The organism is Cellulosimicrobium sp. ES-005, from assembly GCF_040448685.1.
Lineage (GTDB): Bacteria > Actinomycetota > Actinomycetes > Actinomycetales > Cellulomonadaceae > Cellulosimicrobium > Cellulosimicrobium cellulans_G.
The window spans coordinates 4704991-4725185 of the sequence record NZ_CP159290.1; the positions used below are offsets into that span (position 1 = coordinate 4704991).

Below are 20195 nucleotides of genomic sequence, written 5' to 3' on the forward strand. Positions count from 1 at the left end.
GGACACTCTCGCAGGTGTCAGGAGGCGGTGCGGCCGACGGCCATGGGACGGCCCGCAGAACGGCCCGACCGGCGCGCGGCCGGGTAGGCGCGCACGACGCCGACGGTGATCGCCGCGGCCGCCAGCGCCTTGAGGACGTCGCCCGGGAGGAACACGAGGGAGAGCTGCGCCGTCGTCGCGAGCGGTACCCCCGTGACGGCCGACTGGACCGGCACGCCGCACGCGTAGACGACCGCGACCCCGCCGACGAGGCACGCGACGAGCACACCGCCGAACGCCACCCGGCGCAGCCGGTCGACGAGCCAGCCCACGACCGCCGCCCCCGCGAGGAACCCGAGCAGGTAGCCCGCGGACGGGCCGACGAACGCCCCGAGGCCGCCGCGCCCGCCCGCGAGCACCGGGAGGCCGGCCGCCGCGAGCGCGAGGAACGTCGCGACCGCGAGCGTGCCGCGCCACGCGCCGAGGATCGTGCCGGCGAGCATGACGCCGAGCGTCTGGAGCGTGATCGGGACCGCGTTCCCGAACAGCGCGATCGACCCCGGCATCCCGAGCGCGGCGATCAGCGCCGCGAAGGTCGCGACGCGCGCGGCGTCGCCCGCGTCGAGCGCGAGCGGCCCGCGGCGCCCCGCTCCCGGACCGGTGGTCTGCGTGGCGGGCGCGGGCGTCCCGGGGGTCGCCGTGGTCGGTGCGTCGGTCATGGTGCTCCCTGGGTCGTCGTGACGGGTCGGTGCCCGACCCGTCGTGGCCAGGTCCACTCTCCCGGCCCTGCGCGGTGCGCGACGACGGGGACGCGGACGACGACGGTGTCGCCGCGTGCACGGATCGCACAACGGGTTGGAGGGTTCCACCAACCATGCTGTCGTCGCGGGATCCGGTCTCGGAGGAAGTCGACAACCGCCCCTCCGCCCCGCCCCCGGAAGGCGCGCGCCGGCTCTTGGCACTCTCCGGGGGAGAGTGCTAGAACAGAGACGTAGCCGCCCGCGAGGTGCCTACCTCGCGGGACCACCGACCGGTCCCGGACGGTCCGGGACCGACCGACGAGGAGGTGAGAGGTGTGGCTGCGATGATCGACCCGTTCACGACCACCTTCGACGCGATGGACCGCCTGGTCGGCCAGCTCGCGTCCGGCGCGCGCGCGACCGCGGCGTCGGCGTCGGGCGGCATGCCGCTCGACCTGTTCCGGGCGGGCGACCACTACGTCCTGACGATGGACCTTCCCGGTGTCGACCCGGGGACGATCGACGTGTCCGTCGAGGACCGCACGCTGACGATCCGCGCCGAGCGCAGCCCGCGGACCGATCCCGACGTCCAGTGGCTCGCGCGCGAGCGGCCCTCGGGAACCTACGCGCGCCAGCTGACGGTGGGGCGCGGTCTGGCGCTCGACCAGATCTCGGCGTCGTACGAGGACGGGGTGCTGTCGCTGACGATCCCCGTGGCCGAGGAGGCCCGGCCGCGCCGGATCGAGGTCGCGCACCGCGCGGGCAGCAGCGGTGCGGCGACCCAGATCACGGCCGAGGCCGAGCCTCGGACGACCGAGGGCTGAGCCGGCTCAGACCTCGCCCGGGAGCGCCTTGCGGACGACGAGCCGCGTCCACGCGCCGAGGTAGACCCGGTCCCCGTCGGACAGCTCGCGTCGCTGTCCGGCGGGGATCGGGTCGGTCGGCAGCGGTTCGCCCGCCGGGCTCACGTAGGTCCCGTTCGACGACTGCAGGTCCTCGACCCACCATCGCTGGCCGTCCGTGCTGAGCTGGCAGTGCCGGCGGGAGACGCCCGTGTCCGCGCCGCAGTCGACCTGCGGGTGGATGCCGCGCGACACCGACGGGCGGCCGACGAGCACGCTGCGCTCGCGCAGCACGACGAGGCCCGGCAGTCCCGCGGAGGGCATCGGGTCCTCGGGCTGCTGCGCCTGGTACCAGTCGGGGTCGATCCAGATCTCCACGACCCACTGGTCCGGCCCCGGGACCGGGGGCGTCGGGAGATGGCTGCCCGACGCCCCCGCCTCGCTCGCCTCGGGGGCGACGGCGGTGCTCGGGGCGGGCAGCGGGGGCGGGGTCGACGACGACGGGGGGGCCGCCGCGGATCCTGCCGCGGAGGTCGGCAGCGGGGGCGGGGTGGACCCCGAGGGCGTGCCCGCCGGCGGGGGTGCGGAGGTCGCGGGCGCGGGCGTCGGACGCGACGGCGGGTCGAGCGAGAGCGCCGACGGCGGCTCGACCGGGTCGGGCAGCGCGCCCGTCGTGAAGTCGTAGCCGCAGTTCTCGCAGAACAGCGCGCCGCCGGGCGCCGGCGACCCGCAGTTCGGGCAGGTCGTCGCGGGGGCGGCCGCCGGGGCGGCGCCCGCGGGCGTCGCCCCGCTCGCCACGGGCGTGGACGGGGCCGACGCCGCGCCGATCGGCTCGCCGCACACGTCGCAGTAGTCGGTCGACTCCGACGGGTGCCCGTTGGGGCAGACGACGGCGCTCACCGGCGGACTCGCGTCGTCTTCGTCGAGGCGGTGTCGAGGGCCATCTCGTCGAGGGTCGAGGTGTTCCGCTTGAGCCGCACGGTGCCCTGCTCCTCGTTGTCGATGTCGACGACCTTGCGCAGGCGCGACGTCGCCTCCTCGTTGCCTGTCTGCTGCGCGAGCTGCACGGCGCGCCCGAGCTTGACGGTCGCCGTCGCCTCGTCGCCCGAGGCCTTGGCCGCGAGGCCCTCCTGGATCGCCGCGGCGAGCTCGGTCTGGCCCGTGTAGTGCGCGACCTCGGGATTGATGCGCGTGGTGAGCGACTCGTCGTCGGACCACTTGGCCTTGACCAGACCGGAGGAGACGACCTCGCCGTTCACCGCGAGCTGGACGCGCGCCGCGAGCTGCTCGGAGCCGACCGGCTTCGACGCGACGCGGACCGCGACGTGGTAGTCGCGCGACTCGTCGCCCCACGAGCCGGTCGGGTAGGCCCCGGTGAGGGGGTTCACCTCGGCGCGGCGGTGCGTGAGGTCCTCGACGGTCGGCGCGACCTGCCGCACGAACAGGACCTGCGAGCCCTGCGGGGCCCACACGCGCAGGTCCGCGGAGGCCACGCCACGCGCCATGGACGCCTGCATGAGGCTCTCGAAGTCGGCCGCGATCTCGTTCGGGTCCGCGATGAGGCCGACCGAGCCGAGCAGCGCCGTCGAGATCTCGCGCAGCTCGTCGACCTGCCAGCGCGAGCCGACGCCGCGCGCGTCGCACTGGAAGTGGCCCGTGACGTCGCGGACCGCGGCGGAGAGGTTCGCGCGCGGCTCCGACTCGTTCTTGCCGTCCGTGAGGAGGATCGCGTGCCGCTGGGTTGCCTGCGGCACCGTCGCGAAGAGCTGGTCCGCGAGGCGCAGCCACGTGCTCATCGCCGTGCCGCCGCCGGGCGTGAGCATCGAGACCGCGCGCTTCGCCTCGGCGCGCGCGCCCGGCTCCATCTGGACCATCGCCATGCGCGCGTTCGGGTACGGGAAGACGCGGTTGGCGACATGGCTGCCGCCGACGATCGCGAACCACGTGCCGTCGAGGATCTGGTCCACGGCCACCTGGGCGGCGTGCTTCGCGGCCTCCATGTTCCGGCCCGACATCGATCCGGACGTGTCGACCATGATGATCTCGGCGACCCCGCCCGCGCCGCCGACGCTCCCCGCGCTCCCGGCCCCCGTGCACGTCACGGTGACGATCGCGTGGACGTCCGTGGCGCCCTCGGACAGGAACTCGTTCTGGTAGACCTCGGCGGCGAACTCGGCCATGGGGGCTCCTTCGGTGGTGCGGGTGTTCGTGCAGGCTATCGGGTCGGGGTGGGTGGTGGCGGGTCGTGCGGGGGTCGGGCCGGACGGCGGCGCGCGGCCCGTCAGGTCGTGGGGACGGTCGTCTCGAGGTCGGGGTCGAGCTCGGGGGAGGCCGCGTCCGACGACCGGTCGAACCGCGCGAGCGTCGCCGTGATGTTGTCCCGGCCGCCCTGGGCGTTCGCCCAGTCCACGAGCGCGCCCGCCACCGTCTGCGGGTCGTGACCGACCCGTTCCTGGGTGGCGTGGAGCAGCGCCGCGAGGTCGCCGGCGGGGGAGCAGTAGTTCCACAGGCCGTCCGAGCACACCAGCACCCAGCCGTCGCGGTCGGGGAAGGTGGCAGCCGTCCGGGCGACGGGGTCCGGGGCGTCGGGGCCGAGCCAGCGCGTGATGGCGTGGGCCTGCGGGGAGCTCTCCGCCTGGACGCGGGGGATGCCCTGCGCCATCATCTCCTGCGCCCAGGAGTCGTCGACGCTGAGCTGGTGCGCCTCGCCGTCGTCCGGGATCCAGTAGGCGCGCGAGTCGCCCACCCAGCCCGTGACGACGAGCGGGCCGTCGACGACCGCCGCGACGAACGTGCACGACGGCGGGTTCTCGCGGTCGGCCATCGCGCCGACGGTCGTCAGGATCGCGTCCTGCGCGGCCCGCGAGGCGTCCGCGACGAGCGCCGACCAGGCGGCGACCCGCGCCGTCGGCTCGCCGACCACGGGGGAGGTGCCCTCCGGGGCGCCCGCGGCGAGCACGTCGCGCGCCGCCCGCGCCGCCGCGAGGCTCGCGACGTCGGAGTCGGGCGCGGAGGAGACGCCGTCGCACACGACGAGCGCGGCGAACGCGCGGTCCGCGGCGGCGGACGGGCTCGCGGCGAGGGCCATCGCGTCCTCGTTGCGGGAGTGCCGCACGCCGCGGTCGCACACGCCGGCGACCCACGTCGCGGGGCGCTCGGCCCAGTGGTCCCGCTCGGACGCGGCCGGCTCGCCGCACTCCGTGCAGTACCCGTCCTCGGCCACGCGGCCCCCGCACCGCACGCACGGCCGGGCGTCGGGCTCGGTGGTGCCGTCGTCCGGGGCGGACGCCGCCTCCCCGGACGCGTGCTGCGACGTCGCGGGCCCGGCAGGTCCTCCGCCCGCCGCGTCGACGTCCGTCGCGTCGCGGCGCGCCTCGTCGTCCGAGCCGCCCGCCGGGGGGAGCGGGGCGAGCGGCGTGCCGCACGCCTCGCAGAACCGCGCGCCCTCGGGCGACGGCTCGCCGCACGCGGGGCACGCGAGCACCGGCGCCGGGACGGCGTCGTCGGGCACGGCCAGGTCGGGGACGGCCTGGTCGGGCGCGGGTGTCGGGACGTCGCTCATCGGACCGTCCACCGTCGCACCTCGTTCGCGCGGTCGACGAGCGTGATGCGCTCGTCCCGCGAGTCCGTGAGCGACGCGAGCTCGCGGTACGCACCCTCGAGCGCGTCGCGCAGCGCGGGCTCGTCGGCGGGCACCCCCGCGATCCGCGTCGTCGGCTCGGGCCCGGACCGCGTGACGGTCTCGAGCGCGGAGCGCAGCACGCCGACGGAGAGCTCCGCGCGCTCGCGCGGCGCGATCGACACCGCGGCGACGCTCGCCATCGCGTCGGCGAGCGCGGGCAGGCCGCGGCCCGACTCGGCGAGCAGGTGCGCGCGCAGCGTGCGGGACTCGACGTACGAGCCGCGCGTCGGACCCACGAGGTCGAGCGCGTGGAGGGCGCCGTCCAGGTCGCCGCGCGCCTCGCGGATGCGCATGAGACCGAACGCGGCAGGCGCCGTGTAGTTGGCGTCGGTGCGGGCACAGATCACGTAGAGCGACTCCGCGATGTCCGGCTCGCCGCTCAGCTCGCAGGCCGCCGCGAGCGCGAGCTTCGGCGCGAGCTCGCCGGGCACCTGGCCGTAGACCGCGTTGAACGACGCGCGCGCGGCGACCGGGTCGCCCTGCGCGAGCTCGCCGAGGCCCCCGAGCCACGCCGCGCGCCACTCCCACGGGTCGTCCGCGAGGATCGTGCCGATGGTGCCGCGCAGCACGTCGAAGCGGCCCGCCTCGATGGCCGCGCGGGCGCGCGCGAGGTGCACCTCGACGGTGTCCTCGGGCGCGTCCGCGAGCGCGGCGAGCCGCGCGTCCGGGTCGACGACGTTGACGCCGGCGAGCCAGCTCGCCATCGGGTCGTGGTCGTCGCGGCGCAGCGTGGGGAGCTCGTCCCAGGCGAGCGGCCGGGCCGCCACGTCGGCGACCGGCGCCTCGAAGAGCACCGACGCCGCCGAGTGCAGCGCCGGGTTGCCCGGGCCGGCGTCGGCGGCCACGACCTCGCGCAGCACCCCGAGGAGCTGGGTGCGCATCTCGTCGGCGGTCGCGAAGCGGTCCGCGGGGTCGAGCGCGCACGCCTTGGCGAGCAGGCGGTAGAACGAGTCGTACTGCTGGAACACGGGCGTGTCGGCGACCGGCGGGAGCGACGCGACGTACGTCGTCGTGTTGCCCCGGAAGTCGAGGACGAGCGTCGCGAGCGTGCGGCCGATCGTGTAGATGTCGGAGGCGATCGACGGGCCGACCTCGGCGACCTCGGGCGCCTGGTACCCGACCGTCCCGAAGATCGCTGACGTCATGTCGTCGGCGCGCCGCACGCCGCCGAGGTCGATGAGCTTGACGCCGTCGCCCTGCTGGATGACGTTCTCCGGCTTGAAGTCGCAGAACAGCAGGTTGTGGTCGTGCAGGTAGGCGAACGCGGGAAGGATCGCGAGCACGTAGGCGAGCGCCTGGTCGACCGGCATCGGGTCGATCACGCCGTTGTTGGCGTCCCGGCGGTCCTGGAGGATCTCCTTGAGCGACTCGCCGCCCACGTACTCCATGACGGTGTAGCCCGCGCCGTCGTGCATGGCGAAGTTGTAGATCTCGACGATGAGCGGGTGCTCCACCTCCGCGAGGAACTGCCGCTCGGAGATCGCGGCCGCGTAGGCGTCCGGGTCGCCCGAGTTGAGCAGGCCCTTGAGCACGACCCACCGGCCCGACACGTTCTGGTCGCGGGCCAGGTAGATCCAGCCGAGGCCGCCGTGCGCGAGGCAGCCCACGACCTCGTACTGCCCGCCGACCAGGTCGCCCGGGGAGAGCTGGGGCGTGAAGTCGAAGCGGTTGCCGCAGTGGGGGCAGAAGCCGGACGTCCGACCGGGCTGCCCGTCGCGGCCGCGGCCGACCTTCTCGCCGCACGCGGGGCAGTAGCGCTTGCGCTCCGCGACCTCGGGCACCGCCATCACGGACTGCAGCGGGTCGCGCGCGGGGACGGACGGGACGGTCGTCAGTCCCGCGCCGAGGCCGCGACCGCGCAGGCGCGTCGACGACGTGCCGACGCGGCGCGTGGCCTTCGATCCGGTCGCGGCGGTGCGCGCCGAGCCGAGCGCGGCCGTCGCGAGGCGGCTCGAGCTCGTGCGGCCCGTGCGCGTCGAGCGCTCGGCGTCGGGGTCCGCGCCCGCGGACGGCCCGGTCCCGGGACGGCCCTGGACGAACCCGGTGCCGAGCATCGCGGACGGCGACGCGGCGGCGGCCGTGCCCGGTGCCGGCGCGCCGGTGGTCCCGGTCGCGGCCCCCGTCGGCGTGCCGCCGGAGCCGCCGGCGGGTGCGCCGCAGACGTTGCAGTAGCCGTCCTCGATGGTGCCCGGGCAGCCGGGCTCCGAGCACGGGACGGTCGCGGTGGTGGTCACGACGACGCTCCTTCCGGGGTGGGCAGGTCGCGGGTGAGGAACTGGTACTGCTCGACGAGGAAGCGGGCGAGCGTCACGTCGCACGGCACGGCCTCGACGGCCGCGCGCGCCTCGGCGTGGCCGGAGCGCACCGTGGGTGACGCGGACCGCCCGTTGGCCTCGGCCTTCTCGGCGAGCCGCTCCAGGCTGTAGCGCAGCTCGGCGCGCTCGCGCAGCGGGCGGGTGTAGGCGTCCTCGACGGTCTCGACGGCGCGCGCGACGGTCGCCAGTCGCGCCGTGTAGGCGTCGAGCTCGAAGCGGGAGTCGGGGACCGGGCCGAGCCGTGACACGTCGGGGACGGCGAGCCGCGGCGGGTGCGCGATCTCGCGACGGCACCGCGCGACGAGCTCGCGCAGCGCGGGCTCGCGCGCCTCCAGCGCGTCGCGCTGCTCCTCGGTGCGGGCACGGTCGCGGCGCAGCTCGCGGCGCTGCGCCGACGCGACGATGAGGTCGCGCTCGGCGCGCGCCACCTCGGTCTCGAGCTCCGCGAGCGGGCCCGCGACGTCGGCCCCGCGCGCGGCCTGGGCGACGAGGTGGTCGAGACGCCCGCGCAGGGTCTCGACGCGTCCCCGCGCGTCCGCGTCGGAGCCCGCCAGGTCCTCGCAGCGCACGAGCTCGGCGCGCACGCCGCGCAGCCGCGCGACCTGGTCCGCCGTGTGCGGGTCGAACGACAGGCGGGTGCGGAGCTGGACGACGAGCGCGTCGCACAGCTTCACCGCCTCGACGAGCGAGACGAGCGCGGCGCCCGAGCCGGAGTCGAGGCGCCCCCAGACGAGCTGGGAGATCTTCTCGCGCGCGACGGCGTCGGCCCGGCCCGAGTCCCACACGGGCCGGATCTCGTCCGCGCGCGTGCGGATCGCCTGCCAGAGCGACAGCGCGAGCACGAGGTCGGCGGTGTAGACGTCGGGCGTCGCGGCGGCCTGCGCGGCGGCGTCGAGCCGGTCGAGCTCGGTGCGACGCTCGTCGAGCCACGTCTCGAGCGCGGCGAGGTACGCCAGGAGGTCGGCGGCGGGGATCGCCTCGCCGAGCCGTCCCGGCGCCTCGGGTGCGGTCGTGCGGGTCACGGCGTGCGGCCGTACACCGCGGTCGGCGGGGCCGGGGCGGGGCCGAGGCCCCCGAGCCACTCGCCGTAGATCGCGGCCCAGCGCCCGTCCGACTTCATCTGCTCCAGCACGCCGTTGACGAACCGGACCATGTCCACGTTCTGCGCCGGGACGCCGATGCCGTAGGGCTCGTCGCTGATCGCCTCGCCGACGACCTTCGCGTACGGGTCCTGGGCCGCGAAGCCCGCGAGGATCGTGTCGTCGCCCGTGATCGCGTCGACCTTGCCCTGCTGGAACAGCACGAGGCACTGGGTGTGGGTCGTGGCCGGGACGGGCTCGATGCCGGAGAACTGCTCGAGGCGCGTGAGCGTCGTCGTGCCTTCCGGGGCGCACACGCGCTGGCCCTCGAGGTCCGCGATCCCGCCGGCCGTCGAGTCCCGCGTGACGAGCACCTTCTGGCCCGCGTGGTAGTACTCGGCCGAGAACGCGATGGACTCCCACCGCTCGCAGGTGATGGTGAACGCGCGGGCGACGAGGTCGACCTCCCCGTTCTCGAGCACCTCCAGGCGCTGGCCGGAGGTGATGACGCGGAACTGGAGGCGGTCGGGGTCGCCGAAGATCGCGCGCGAGATCTCGTGGAGCACGTCGATGTCGAAGCCCTCGATCTGGCCCGACAGCGGGTTGCGCGCGCCCATGAGCAGCGTGTCGGCGGAGACGCCCACGACCAGCGACCCCCGGTCGCGGATCGCGGCCATCGTGCTCCCGCCGGGCAGCGCGTCCGGACCGGGCAGCGCACCGTCGGGCGCGTAGGACGCGAGCGGGTCCGCGCACTCGGCGGGAGCCGCGGGGGCGGCGGGGGCCTCCTCGGTGGCCTCGTCCTGGGGTGCCGCCGTGAGGCGGAGGTCGTCCGCGCCGGACGGGCCCGAGCACGCGGTCAGCGCGAGCGCCGCGGCGAGCGCGGCACCGACGACGCCGGTGCGGCGGCGCCGTGCGGCGCGCCGGCTCCGGGCGGACCGGTCGGGGGTGGCGAGCGTCGTGGTCACCGGTACTCCTCCAGTCGTGCGGTCACGCCGCGCCACGCGAGCAGGGCGGCGACCAGGCCGGCGGCGAGCAGGAGCCAGCCCGCGACGGTCGCGGTCGTCGCCGCCCCGTCGAGCCGCTGGCTCGTCGCGGCCGCGTTGGTCTCGATGTCGTCGCGCGCGGACGTCGAGAACGCGTCGAAGGCGGCGTTGGGGCTCTCGGGGTCCGTCGCGGTGGCGAGCGCGACGGCGTCGTCCCACTGGCCCGCGTCGTCGAGCGCGCGGATGTCCGCGTGCCGGGTCACCCACGCGTCGAGCGCCTGGGCCGTCGTCCCGTCGAGGATCCCCTCGGACGCCGCGGTGTCGAGCCGTGCGGTGGCGTCGTCGGTCGCCGTGACGAACGCCTCCTCGTACGCCTGCCCGGACCCGCGCTTGATGAGCGTGAACGCCTCCATCGACTTCGCGTCGTTGGCGAGCGAGTACGCCTGGGACGCGGCGAGCGTCGCGGCGTACGGCCCCGTGCGCACGTCCTGCGCGCGCGAGCTCGCCTGGGCCAGCAGGACCGTCGACACGATGCCGACCACGAGCACGACGGCGGTGGCGACCGCGAGGCCGACGTTGAGCACGCGGTGCGTGCGGCGCGCGAGCCACACCTGGCTCACGACGAGCACCGCGAGCGCCACGAGCCCGCCCGCGAGCACCCACAGCGCGTTGCGGACGCCCGAGAAGTCGGCGGCGACGCGGTCCGCGTCGTCGAGCACGACCTCGTCGAGCGCCGGGAGCATCTGCTCGCGCAGGATCGTCGACGCCTGGTCGAGGTACGCCGAGCCGACGGGGAAGCCCTGCCGGTTGTTCGCGCGCGCCTGCTCGACGAGGCCGGTGTAGACCGTGAGGTCGGCCGCGACCTGGCCGAGCAGCTCCGCGTCGCCCTCGTTGCTCCCGGAGAGCGTGGCGAGGCCGGTCGCGGCCTGGTCGACGAGGTCGTCGTACCGGGCGCGCTGGTCGGCGGGCTCGAGGCCCCCGACGAGGAACGCGCCGGTCGCCGTCGCGTCGGCCGCGACGAGCGCGTTGCGGACCTCCTGGACGCCGACGAGCTGCGCGGTGTCCTCGCCGGCGGCCTCGAGCGCCCGGGACTGGACGCTCCCCGCCTGGAAGCCGAGCGCGCCGAGCGCGACGGCGGCGAGCACGCACAGCGCCATGACGAGCCGCAGCTTGCCGGGCGTGCGGCGCAGCGCGCCCCGGGCGCGGGACACGCCGGCGCTCGGTGCTCCGCTCGGGGCGCCGGCCGGGCCGGGCGCGCCCGGCGCGGGGCCGCCCGCGGGGACGATCTGCTGGCCCGCAGGGCGGACCGGGGTGGTCGTCATGCGTTCTCCTCGGCGGTGGAGGGGGCGGTCTCGGACGCGTCGTGGGACGCGACGTCGTGGGACGCGACGTCGGGGGACGGCGCGTCGTCGGTGGGCGCGGCCGCGGTCGGGGCGTCGTCCGGGGCGTCGTCGGGCTCAGGCGGGTCGAGCGTGGCGAGGAGCGCGGGGGCGCCCTCGCCGTCGACGACGTCGACCGGCAGCAGGAGGCGGAGCTCGTCGATCGTCGGCGCGTCGGTGTCCTTGAGGCGCCACGCGTGGCGCGCGATCGCGCCGTCGAGCACGTTGCGCGCCCAGCGCGCGTTGCCGAAGCCCTCGGTGCGCGGCTGGGCCGCGGCGAGGCGCGCGAACACGTCGAGCGCCTCGGGCGTCGGCTCGAAGTCCGACTTCGCCGCCATGCCCGCGAAGATGTCGCGCAGCTCGGCGTCGGCGTAGTCCTCGAACGTGATGGTCGTGGAGAACCGCGACTCGAGGCCGGGGTTCGTGGCGAGAAAGTCCGCCATCGGGCCCGGGTAGCCCGCCACGATGACGACGAGCTCGTCGCGGTGGTCCTCCATGTCCTTGACGAGCGTGTTGATCGCCTCGGCGCCGTACTGGTCCTCCGCGAGGCCGTACGCCTCGTCGACGAACAGCACGCCGCCGAGCGCGGTGGCGACGACCTCGGAGGTCTTCACCGCGGTCTGGCCGAGGTACCCGGCGACGAGCTCGGAGCGGTCGACCTCGACGAGGTGGCCCTTCTCGAGCAGCCCCAGGGCGCGGTAGATGCCCGCGACGAGGCGTGCGACCGTCGTCTTGCCCGTGCCGGGGTTGCCGAGGAACACGAGGTGGCGCGTGAGCGTCGGGCGGGTGAGGCCGGCCTCGGTGCGCAGCTTCTCGACGCGCAGCAGCTCGGTCTGGCGGTGGATCTCGTCCTTCACGCGGGAGAGACCGGTGAGCGCGTCGAGCTCGGCCAGCAGCTCCTCGATCGAGCGGGGAGGCTCCTCCTCGGCCGCGGCCTCGGCCGTCGTCGCCGCCTCGGACCGGGTGGCCGTGGCGTCGGCGCCGCCCGTGGGCGCGCCGACCGGCGTCGTGCCCGACGGCGCGGCGGGCGTGGCACCGGACGGTGCTGCGGCCGGGCGCGCGCCGAGCGCGTCGAGGATGGACTCGACCGAGGGGACCTCGGGCGCCGGGCGCCGCAGGGCGTCGAGCGAGCCCTGCGCGGCGAGCAGGTCGCCGAGGTCGAACGGGTCCGCCCCGCCGGTCGACGGGCGCGTGGCGAGCGGCCCGCCCGCGGCGGGCAGCGGCGTCGGGCCCGACGGCGTGCGACCGGCGGCCGGGGTGACGACCGGGGCCGGCGGCGGGGCGCCGCCCGACTGCTGCACCGCGGCGGTGGCCGCGGCGGCCCCGGCCACGTGCGGGCCCGGGGAGCCGAGGTGCGCGGCGGCGCGTGCGACGTCGGCGAGCGCCTGCCCGTACGCGGCGGCGTGCTTCGAGCGGGCCGCCCCGAGCGCGGCGAGGACGTCCGTCGGCGACGTGCGCCAGCGCCGCGCGCTCGACGCGGCCGTGAAGAACGCGCCCGTCGCGGCGGGGTCGTGCCCGAGCGCCGCGAGCCACGCGGCGGGGGCACCGGGGGAGGACTCGGCGACGGCCGCCGCGAGGCGGGCGCCCTCGTCGCGCGCGGCCTCCTCGTCCACGCCCGCGGCGCGCGCCGCGGCGTCCAGCGCGTCGAGAGCCGCCGCGAGGCTCGGGGTCACGGGGCCGGTCATGGTGCCTCCAGTCGTCCGGGCTCCGACGCCGGGCCGCTCGGCGGCTGGGGCGTGCCCTGGCCGGCCCCGGGGTCGAGCGCGATCGACGAGTCGCGGAACTTCTCCGCGAGGAACGCGCCGTGCGCGACGAGCGCCGCCGCGTCGGCGCGCGAGACCGCGTCGGAGATCTTGTCGAGCGTCACGCCGAGCAGGTCGAGCTGGTCGCACAGCAGCATGAGGGACGTCTTGCCCTGCGCGACGACCCGCCGGTCGGCGAAGTCGCGCGGCAGGCGCAGGTACGCGCCGACGGCCTCGGGCAGGTAGCTCGTGGCCGTCGCGACGACGGTGTGCGCCTGCTGCGACCCGCCGCCGAGGCGGTCGAGGCGCGGCACCATCTCCTCGACCGTCCCGGTGATGCGGTGCACGCGCGCCGTGACGGCGGGCGGCACCCGCCCCTCGATCTGCTGCTCCACGCGCTCGACCGAGGCGAGGATCTCGGTCGACGTCGGCGGGGCGGGCAGCTCGAGCGCGGGCTCGGGCGCGGGGGACCGGCCGCCGAGGCGGCCGATCACGTCGGAGAACCAGCCCATCTAGCTCGGGGTCCGATCTGTGGTGCGGGGAGCGGCGGTCAGGCCGCGGGAGGACGGAGGGCGGGCGGCGCCAGGGGTCACAGGCGCCCGATGTCGAGCGAGCCGTTGCCGACCTGGGACTGGTCCGAGCGGCGTGCGCGGTCGAGGTACTCGTTCGCCTTCGTCGTCTCGGTCTCCAGCACGCCGATGGTCTGCGCCATCGAGTCGAGCGCCTGCGTCTTGAACGTCGAGATCGAGTCGAGCGTCGCGTAGATGTTGGCGAACGCCTGCTGGAGCTGGGGGAGGCCGACCGTCGCGCTCGCGGCCTGCTGCTGGATGCTCGCCGACTGGTCGGCCAGCATCTTCGAGGTCGAGGCGATCATGTTCGACGTCGTCGTGTTGAGCGCGGTGATCTGGTCCAGCACGAGCTTCTGGTTCGCGAGCGCCTGCGCCACGATGACGGCCGTGCGCAGGGCGGAGATCGTCGTGGTCGTCGCGCGGTCGACGCCCTTGATGAGCTCGACGTTGTTCTTCATGATGATGTCCATCGCGAGGTAGCCCTGGATGGACACCGCGAGCTGCGTCAGCAGGTCCTGGTGCTTCTGGCGGACGTAGAACAGCACGTCCTCGCGCAGCGCCTGGGCGCGCTCGGGGTCGCTCGCCTCCAGCTCGGCGATCTTCGTCGAGAGCTCGGTGTCGAGGCGCTCGGCGATGAAGATGTACTGGTTGAGGCGCGCCATCGAGTCCCAGAGGTTCTGCTTCTCGAGGTTGAGCGCGGCGTTGTCCTTGCGGAGCTCGTCCTGGCCGTTGTAGAGCGACTGGACGATCGCGTTGAGCTGCTTCTGCGAGCTCTCGTAGCGGCGGAAGTAGTCCTGGAGCTTCCCGCCGAACGGGATGAGGCCCAGGAACTTCTTGCCCATGCTCGCCTCGCTCGGGTCGAGGTCCTCGACCGTGCGGCGCAGCTCGAGCAGCGACTTGCTCACCTTGGAGCCGTCGGAGACGCCGCCCTCGCGCAGCTCCTTGACCGGCATCTCGAGCATGCGGTTGGACACGTCGGCCGCGGCACGGATGTCCTTGTCGCCCATCTTGCGGATGTCGTCGGCCTTCGCCGCGAAGTCGGGCGAGCGCGTGTCCGTCGCGAGGAGCTGGTCGAGGTAGGTGGAGACCTTCGACTCGAGGCCCGGGATCGCGGCCTCGTCGACGCGCGGCGCGAGCGACGGCGCCTGCGTGGCGGCGACCGGCTTGACGGGCTCCGGGGCGCTGAGCGTGAGCGTCTCCGTCGGGGCGGGGGGCTGGAGCGGTGCTGCCTCGGTCATGTCTGTCCTTCGCTCGTGCGTGCCGTCGGACGCCGTCGGTGGCGGGTGGGGCGGCCCTCGCGGCCTCCCCCTCGACCCGGGCGAACCGGGCGGAACCGGCCTGCGCCGGTCGGCCGAGTATATCTACGACGGGTGGCCTGATCTTTACCCTTTCCGGGGATCGGGAGGGTGAGAACTCCCCATGCCAGACCCAACGTCCGGGGGGCCGATGAGTTCCGCCCGCGCGCGCCGTCGTCCGTGTGCGAGAGTTCGCCGCGCCCACCGTCCGTGGACGAGCGCGCCACCACCGGGGAAAGGACCGAGAGATGCAGCTCGCCGGGAAGAACGCCGTGGTCTACGGCGCCGCGGGGTCGATGGGGTCGGCGGTGAGCCGCGCGTTCGCCGCCGCGGGCGCGCGCGTCTTCCTCGCGGGACGCACGGCCGCCACGCTCGACGCGCTCGCGAACGAGGTCCGCGCCGCCGGCGGGCAGGCGCACCCCGCCGTCGTCGACGCGACGGACAAGGAGTCGGTCGACGCGCACGCGGCCGCGGTGGTCGAGCAGGCGGGGAGCCTCGACGTGTCGTTCAACGCCGTCGCGTACGACGTGCTGCAGGACGTCCCGCTCGTCGACATGTCCCTCGAGGACTTCGTGGCGCCGGTCGTGTCCGCGACGACGACCCACTTCCTCACCGCGACCGCCGCGGCGCGGCACATGATCCCCCAGGGGTCCGGGGCGATCGTCATGCTGTCGTCGACGGCGGCGCGCGAGTCGCGGCACGAGATGGGCGGGTTCAGCCTCGCGTGCGCGTCGATCGAGACGCTCGTGCGCAGCCTCGCCGGCGAGGTCGGCCGCCACGGCGTGCGCGTCGTCGGGCTGCGGCCCAACTTCACGCCCGAGACCGTCGGCGCGTCGGACGACGACCTGCCCGTGCTCGTGCAGGACACGCTGCTCGGCCGCCTGCCCCGCCTCTCCGAGGTCGCCGGCACGGCCGTGTACCTCGCGTCCGACGCCGCGGGCGCGACGACGGGGGTCGTCGTCGACCTCTCGTGCGGGGCGATCGTGTGAGCGCCGGCTTCGTCCCCGGGCCCGCCCATGTCCCCGAGGTCGCCCGCACGCTCGTCGCCGGACCGCACGTCGCGCACCTCGCGACCGTCCTGCCCGACGGCGGCCCGCACGTCGTGCCGCTCTGGGTCGGCTGGGAGGGGGAGCGGCTCGCGTTCCTCACCGGGCCCGGCTCGCGCAAGGCGCGCAACCTCGCGCGCGACCCGCGCGTCGCGGTGTCCGTGACGGAGACCGGGAACCCCTACGTCATGGCGACCCTGCGCGGACGCGTCGTCGAGGTGCTCGACGGCGACGTGGGCTGGGCGGTCGTCGACAGGCTCTCCGTCCTCTACACCGGCAACCCCTACCCGCGCGGGGAGGAGCGGCACGCCTACCTGGTCGAGATCGACCACGCGACGGCGCCGTCGTTCGGCTGAGCGCGGGCGGCCGGGCCCTACCGTGGACCCGTGGGCGACGCGAGGACGGACGGGACGGTGCCGCGGTACCGCGTCCTGCGGGACGGGCGGGTCGTGCTCGTCGTGCGCGGCGAGCCGGGCGTGCTCGTGAGCGCCTCCGTGCCGCCCCCGCTGCCCGGAACCGCGCCGGTCACGCACCCCTTCGCGACGGCGACGTTCACCGCCACGCTGCACGAGGGCACGCTCGGGTCGCTCCTGCGGGAGGCGCCCGACCTCGCGGCGTTCCTCGCCGCCGTCGAGCGCGCGGGCTACGTCGTCGAACCGGACGGGTGACCCTGCCGCGACGTCGGCCCGGACCGCGTCCCGGACGAGCGCCCCCGCCCCTCGACGTGGAGGAGCAGGGACGCCTTCGAACACTCCGGCGGGCGGTGGCCCGTCGAAGAGGTGCACCGGCCGCGGGCTTCTTCACCGACCGGTGCCCCCTGCGGCACCTCGGCCGCCCGTCCACCGTAGGAGGGGGGTCCAGGTCCTCGCCACCTCTCGCCACCACCGCTCCGGGGCCTACGGTCGAGAGATCGGCCCGGGAGCGGGCGCCGCGTTCTCGGAGGACGACTCAGAATGGGCGCTCCGGGGACGACGACGCGTACGGAGGCCTGCGGCGCGAGAACGAACGGGGGCTGTACCGGGGCGTGTTCGCACCGGTCACGTGTGGTGCCCCGAGCAGGACTCGAACCTGCAACCTACGGATTAGAAGGCCGTTGCTCTATCCATTGAGCTATCGAGGCGCGCGCCCATCGTAGTGGGCGCGGGGCGTGCTCGGGAGGTGGGGCCGTGATGACGGACGTGCAGGTGGGGTGGTCGCGCGTCGTGCGGCGCGTGCGTTTGGCGGGGCCCCCGGCAGCCGTCACTATGAACCAGTGAGAACCCCAGACGCCGCCACGAGCGACGCGAGCCCCGCCGCGCCCGGCCGGTCGCCGGGCTCGTGGAGGCCCGCGCAGGCGACCGAGGAGCTCGGTGTCACGGTCTACGACGTCGCGCGCGACCTGCGCCGCGACGTGGCGGACGTGCGCCTCCCGCTCGCGATCGAGGGCGCGGCGGAGTCGGACGCGTCACGGCGCCGCCTCCTCACGCAGCTCGACGAGCACCTGCTGCCGCGGCTGCGCGAGCTGTCCTCCCCGGCGATCGTCGTCATCGCGGGGTCGACGGGCGCGGGCAAGTCGACGCTGTACAACTCGCTGCTCGGCGAGGAGGTGTCGCAGGCGGGCGTGCTGCGGCCCACGACGCGCGAGCCGGTCCTCGCGTTCAACCCGCTCGACGCGGACGTGATCGTCGAGGGCCCAGTGACGCGCGTCGCGCGCGTCGTCGACCACGACGGCGTCCCGCGCGGCACGGGCCTGCTCGACGCCCCGGACCTCGACTCGCTCCTGTCCGAGAACCGCGACACGGCGAGCCTGCTGCTCGAGGCGGCGGACCTGTGGCTGTTCGTCACGACCGCCTCGCGCTACGGCGACGCGCTGCCGTGGCAGGCGCTGTCGCGCGCGAAGGAGCGTGGCGCGAGCGTCGCGATGGTGCTCAACCGCGTCCCGCGCGAGACCCTCACGACGATCCGCGGCGACCTGCTGCAGCGCCTGCGCGACCACGGCATGGACGGGACCCCGCTCTTCGTCGTGCCCGACGTCGGCCCGCACGAGGGACTGCTCGACCGCTCCGTCGTGGCGCCGGTCGCGCGCTGGCTCACGATGCTCGCGGGACCGGACCGGTCGCGCGCGGTGATCGTGCGCACGCTCAAGGGGGCGCTCGGCGCGCTGCCCGCGTGGGTCACGGGCGTCTCGGACGCGGTGGAGCAGCAGGTGGAGGCCGCGGCGGACCTGCGCTCGGCGGCGGAGAAGGCGGTCCCGCCCGTGCGGGACGCCGCACGCCGGGCCGCGCTGGACGGCGCCGTCGCGCACGGGTCGCTCGAGGCGCGGTGGGCCCAGGTGACGGGCGCGGAGCGCGTGGACCGCGTCAAGGTGCGCGGCGGCGTGGTCCGGTCGTCCAAGCGCCGCGGGCGCGCGCGCGACCTCGTGCTCGCCCCGCTGCTCGACGAGACGCGCGACGCCGCGCACCGCACGCTCGCCGCGAACGGCGTCCTGGCCCACGAGGCGCTGCGCGCCGCGCTCGACGGGGACCGGCCGCTGCCAGGAGCCTCCGACGTCCTGCCGACCGAGGAGGACGCCGCCGCGCGGCGCGAGGCCTCGGCCACGACCCAGGTGCTCCAGTGGTCCCGGCGGGCCGAGCAGGTCGTCTCCGAGCTCGCCGCCCCGACGGCTGGCGAGCCCGCCCGGGCGGCGGTCAAGGCGTTCGGCGAGACCGGTCTCGCCGCCCTGCTGCTCGCGGGCGCCGCCGGGAGCGACGACGCGGCCCGACTCGTGCGGACCGTGCTCGCCGACACGGGCGACGACGCGCTCGCGGCGCTGCGCGAGGACCTCGCCGACCGGGCCGCGACCATGGTCGAGCGCGAGGCCGAGCCCGTCCTCACCGCGCTCGCCGACCCCGCGCTCGCCGCGGACGCCGCCGTCGGGCTGCGCCTACGACTCGCCGAGCTGAGGAGGCTCATGTGACGTCCCACGACGCCCAGCTGCGTGCCCGGGTCGACGACCTCGCGCGCGCGGTGGACCTCGCGGGGGACCGCCTCGACCCCGCGGTCGCGGCCCAGGTGCGCGACGCGATCGGGGGCGTGCGCGAGCGCCTCGCGCTCGGCGTCGACCACACGGTCGTCGCGCTCGCGGGCGGCACCGGGTCGGGCAAGTCGAGCCTGTTCAACCGCGTGTCGCGGCTCGACTTCGCGGACGTCGGCGTGAAGCGCCCGACGACGGCGCGCGTCACCGCGTGCTCGTGGAGCGGCGCGGCGACGGCCCTGCTCGACTGGCTCGAGGTGGACCCGGAGCGCCGCATCACGCGCGACGGCGAGCTCGACGCCGAGGACGAGGCGGCGCTCGGCGGACTCGTCCTGCTCGACCTCCCGGACCACGACTCGATCGAGCCCGCGCACCGCGACGTCGTCGACCGGGTGCTCCCGCTCGTCGACCTGCTCGTGTGGGTCGTGGACCCGCAGAAGTACGCGGACGACGCGCTGCACTCGGGCTACCTGCAGAAGTCGGCGGGGCTCGAGGGGTCGATGGTCGTCGCGCTCAACCAGATCGACACCGTCCCCGAGGCGCGCCGTGCTTCGCTCGTCGAGGACATGGGGCGACTGCTCGAGGAGGACGGGCTCGACGGCGTCTACGTCACGACCGTCTCCGCCCGCACGGGCGAGGGCCTGGACGAGCTGCGCTCGCTGCTGGAGCAGGCGGTCGCGCGGCGCAGCGTCGCCGCGAGCCGCGTCGCCGGCGAGCTCGACCGGGCGGGCGTGCTCCTGCTGGAGCAGCTCCCGGGCGACGTGCCGTGGACCATGAGCACGGCCGTCGAGGAGGAGGTCGACGCGCTCGCCGACGCGACGGGCCTCGCCGCCGTCGCCGGGCAGGTCGGCGCGGCGGTGCGCAACGGCTACGGCCGACCCGAGTTCTCGCCGCCGCAGCCCGACGCCGTCGCGCTCTCGCGCTCGCGCTGGCTCGCGCGCGCCGGGCGGTCCCTGCGACCGGGGTGGCAGAGGGCGCTCGACGCCGCCGTCGCGCCGTCGGGGAAGGTCGCGGAGGCGACGCGGTCGGCGCTCGCGAAGATCCCTCTCGACACGCGCGGGCCCTCGTCGTCGCGCCCGACGCGGCGCGCGGCCTGGACGGCGCTCGGCCTCGGGGTCGTCGCGGGCGTCCTCGCCGTGCTCGGCTCGCTGCGCGTGCTCGACCTCGGGCGGACGCTCGTCACCGTGTGCGCGGTCGTCGCGGCGGTCGCCGTGCTCGGCGCCGTGGTCGCGTTCCTCGTCGCGCTCCAGGTGCGCCGCACGCTCGCGCGACGGCGCGAGCAGCAGGTGCTCGCGTCCGGCCGGGGAGCGATCGAGCGGGTCGTGCAGGACGCCATGGGCAAGCCGACCCAGGCGCTCCTCGACACCCACCGTCAGGTCCGCGAGCTGGCGCAGTCCGCCCGGGACAAGGCGCCCGCGGCGCCGCTCACCGGGGCGCTACGGCTACCCACAGGCCCGGAGGTCGCGGGCCCGTCCACAGGCGACGGCACGACGACGGACGGCACCGCCGCTCCCACCGCACCCTGAGGCGGTGGTCGGGACCAGCCCGGCCG

The 20195-nt window shown here is 75.8% G+C and carries 17 protein-coding genes and 1 tRNA gene; 6 read left to right on the forward strand and 12 right to left on the reverse strand.

The genetic code is table 11. The annotated features are described in order from the left end of the window. Positions 1 to 17 precede the first annotated feature (17 nt). Positions 18 to 698, reverse strand: a complete 681-nt coding sequence (locus tag ABRQ22_RS21020; RefSeq protein ID WP_353708062.1) for a biotin transporter BioY — start codon at positions 696 to 698, stop codon at positions 18 to 20. Between the two features lie 365 nt (positions 699 to 1063). On the opposite strand from ABRQ22_RS21020, the gene ABRQ22_RS21025 reads away from it, so the two are divergent. Beyond that, positions 1064 to 1543 (forward strand): Hsp20/alpha crystallin family protein, encoded by a 480-nt coding sequence (locus tag ABRQ22_RS21025; RefSeq protein ID WP_253051454.1) that lies wholly within the window; start codon positions 1064 to 1066, stop codon positions 1541 to 1543. Between the two features lie 6 nt (positions 1544 to 1549). Here the strand turns inward: ABRQ22_RS21025 and ABRQ22_RS21030 are convergent, their stop codons facing one another. From ABRQ22_RS21030 to ABRQ22_RS21075, 10 genes are all read right to left on the reverse strand, one after another. After that, complete coding sequence (locus tag ABRQ22_RS21030) at positions 1550 to 2461, reverse strand: FHA domain-containing protein (RefSeq protein WP_353708063.1); 912 nt, start codon at positions 2459 to 2461, stop codon at positions 1550 to 1552. Continuing rightward, on the reverse strand, positions 2458 to 3741 hold the full coding sequence (locus tag ABRQ22_RS21035) for a VWA domain-containing protein (protein ID WP_253051189.1): 1284 nt from the start codon (positions 3739 to 3741) through the stop codon (positions 2458 to 2460). Before ABRQ22_RS21035 ends, ABRQ22_RS21030 begins: the two co-directional genes overlap by 4 nt. Before the next feature lie 101 nt (positions 3742 to 3842). Then, a complete protein-coding gene (locus ABRQ22_RS21040) occupies positions 3843 to 5123 on the reverse strand; it encodes a PP2C family serine/threonine-protein phosphatase (protein WP_353708064.1) in 1281 nt (426 codons plus the stop codon). Next, positions 5120 to 7477 (reverse strand): tetratricopeptide repeat protein, encoded by a 2358-nt coding sequence (locus ABRQ22_RS21045; protein ID WP_353708065.1) that lies wholly within the window; start codon positions 7475 to 7477, stop codon positions 5120 to 5122. The genes ABRQ22_RS21040 and ABRQ22_RS21045 overlap by 4 nt, the downstream gene beginning before the upstream one ends. Next, a complete protein-coding gene (locus ABRQ22_RS21050; RefSeq protein WP_253051192.1) occupies positions 7474 to 8580 on the reverse strand; it encodes a hypothetical protein in 1107 nt (368 codons plus the stop codon). The genes ABRQ22_RS21045 and ABRQ22_RS21050 overlap by 4 nt, the downstream gene beginning before the upstream one ends. Next, positions 8577 to 9602: a glutamate ABC transporter substrate-binding protein gene (locus tag ABRQ22_RS21055; RefSeq protein WP_353708066.1), complete on the reverse strand. Its 1026-nt coding sequence runs from the start codon at positions 9600 to 9602 to the stop codon at positions 8577 to 8579. The genes ABRQ22_RS21050 and ABRQ22_RS21055 overlap by 4 nt, the downstream gene beginning before the upstream one ends. Then, positions 9599 to 10942: a hypothetical protein gene (locus ABRQ22_RS21060; protein ID WP_353708067.1), complete on the reverse strand. Its 1344-nt coding sequence runs from the start codon at positions 10940 to 10942 to the stop codon at positions 9599 to 9601. The genes ABRQ22_RS21055 and ABRQ22_RS21060 overlap by 4 nt, the downstream gene beginning before the upstream one ends. Then, positions 10939 to 12684, reverse strand: a complete 1746-nt coding sequence (locus tag ABRQ22_RS21065; protein WP_353708068.1) for an AAA family ATPase — start codon at positions 12682 to 12684, stop codon at positions 10939 to 10941. The genes ABRQ22_RS21060 and ABRQ22_RS21065 overlap by 4 nt, the downstream gene beginning before the upstream one ends. Then, a complete protein-coding gene (locus ABRQ22_RS21070) occupies positions 12681 to 13253 on the reverse strand; it encodes a hypothetical protein (RefSeq protein ID WP_353708069.1) in 573 nt (190 codons plus the stop codon). The genes ABRQ22_RS21065 and ABRQ22_RS21070 overlap by 4 nt, the downstream gene beginning before the upstream one ends. Before the next feature lie 77 nt (positions 13254 to 13330). After that, entirely contained in the window at positions 13331 to 14548 is a 1218-nt protein-coding gene (locus ABRQ22_RS21075; RefSeq protein WP_353708070.1) for a toxic anion resistance protein, read from the reverse strand. A gap of 305 nt (positions 14549 to 14853) precedes the next feature. On the opposite strand from ABRQ22_RS21075, the gene ABRQ22_RS21080 reads away from it, so the two are divergent. The 3 genes from ABRQ22_RS21080 to ABRQ22_RS21090 are packed head-to-tail and all read left to right on the forward strand — an operon-like array spanning position 14854 to position 16319. Then, on the forward strand, positions 14854 to 15594 hold the full coding sequence (locus ABRQ22_RS21080) for an SDR family oxidoreductase (protein ID WP_353708071.1): 741 nt from the start codon (positions 14854 to 14856) through the stop codon (positions 15592 to 15594). Then, positions 15591 to 16007 (forward strand): PPOX class F420-dependent oxidoreductase, encoded by a 417-nt coding sequence (locus tag ABRQ22_RS21085; protein WP_353708072.1) that lies wholly within the window; start codon positions 15591 to 15593, stop codon positions 16005 to 16007. The genes ABRQ22_RS21080 and ABRQ22_RS21085 overlap by 4 nt, the downstream gene beginning before the upstream one ends. 30 nt (positions 16008 to 16037) lie before the next feature. Further along, on the forward strand, positions 16038 to 16319 hold the full coding sequence (locus ABRQ22_RS21090; RefSeq protein WP_253051200.1) for a hypothetical protein: 282 nt from the start codon (positions 16038 to 16040) through the stop codon (positions 16317 to 16319). A gap of 376 nt (positions 16320 to 16695) precedes the next feature. Here the strand turns inward: ABRQ22_RS21090 and ABRQ22_RS21095 are convergent. Beyond that, positions 16696 to 16771: transfer RNA gene (locus tag ABRQ22_RS21095), tRNA-Arg, on the reverse strand. Between the two features lie 132 nt (positions 16772 to 16903). Between ABRQ22_RS21095 and ABRQ22_RS21100 the strand changes: the two genes are divergently transcribed. Both ABRQ22_RS21100 and ABRQ22_RS21105 read left to right on the forward strand, forming a co-directional pair. Then, positions 16904 to 18586, forward strand: a complete 1683-nt coding sequence (locus ABRQ22_RS21100; RefSeq protein WP_353708073.1) for a GTPase — start codon at positions 16904 to 16906, stop codon at positions 18584 to 18586. Beyond that, positions 18583 to 20169, forward strand: a complete 1587-nt coding sequence (locus ABRQ22_RS21105; RefSeq protein ID WP_353708074.1) for an ABC transporter — start codon at positions 18583 to 18585, stop codon at positions 20167 to 20169. The genes ABRQ22_RS21100 and ABRQ22_RS21105 overlap by 4 nt, the downstream gene beginning before the upstream one ends. The last annotated feature ends 26 nt before the right edge of the window (positions 20170 to 20195 follow it).

What these genes read in the sequence shown, in the direction of transcription:
- ABRQ22_RS21035 (WP_253051189.1), bottom strand. Translation starts at nt 3,741, where the DNA reads ATGGCCGAGTTCGCCGCCGAGGTCTACCAGAACGAGTTCCTGTCCGAG.
- ABRQ22_RS21070 (WP_353708069.1), bottom strand. Translation starts at nt 13,253, where the DNA reads ATGGGCTGGTTCTCCGACGTGATCGGCCGCCTCGGCGGCCGGTCCCCC.
- ABRQ22_RS21025 (WP_253051454.1), top strand. Translation starts at nt 1,064, where the DNA reads ATGATCGACCCGTTCACGACCACCTTCGACGCGATGGACCGCCTGGTC.
- ABRQ22_RS21075 (WP_353708070.1), bottom strand. Translation starts at nt 14,548, where the DNA reads ATGACCGAGGCAGCACCGCTCCAGCCCCCCGCCCCGACGGAGACGCTC.
- ABRQ22_RS21060 (WP_353708067.1), bottom strand. Translation starts at nt 10,942, where the DNA reads ATGACGACCACCCCGGTCCGCCCTGCGGGCCAGCAGATCGTCCCCGCG.
- ABRQ22_RS21065 (WP_353708068.1), bottom strand. Translation starts at nt 12,684, where the DNA reads ATGACCGGCCCCGTGACCCCGAGCCTCGCGGCGGCTCTCGACGCGCTG.
- ABRQ22_RS21040 (WP_353708064.1), bottom strand. Translation starts at nt 5,123, where the DNA reads ATGAGCGACGTCCCGACACCCGCGCCCGACCAGGCCGTCCCCGACCTG.
- ABRQ22_RS21080 (WP_353708071.1), top strand. Translation starts at nt 14,854, where the DNA reads ATGCAGCTCGCCGGGAAGAACGCCGTGGTCTACGGCGCCGCGGGGTCG.
- ABRQ22_RS21020 (WP_353708062.1), bottom strand. Translation starts at nt 698, where the DNA reads ATGACCGACGCACCGACCACGGCGACCCCCGGGACGCCCGCGCCCGCC.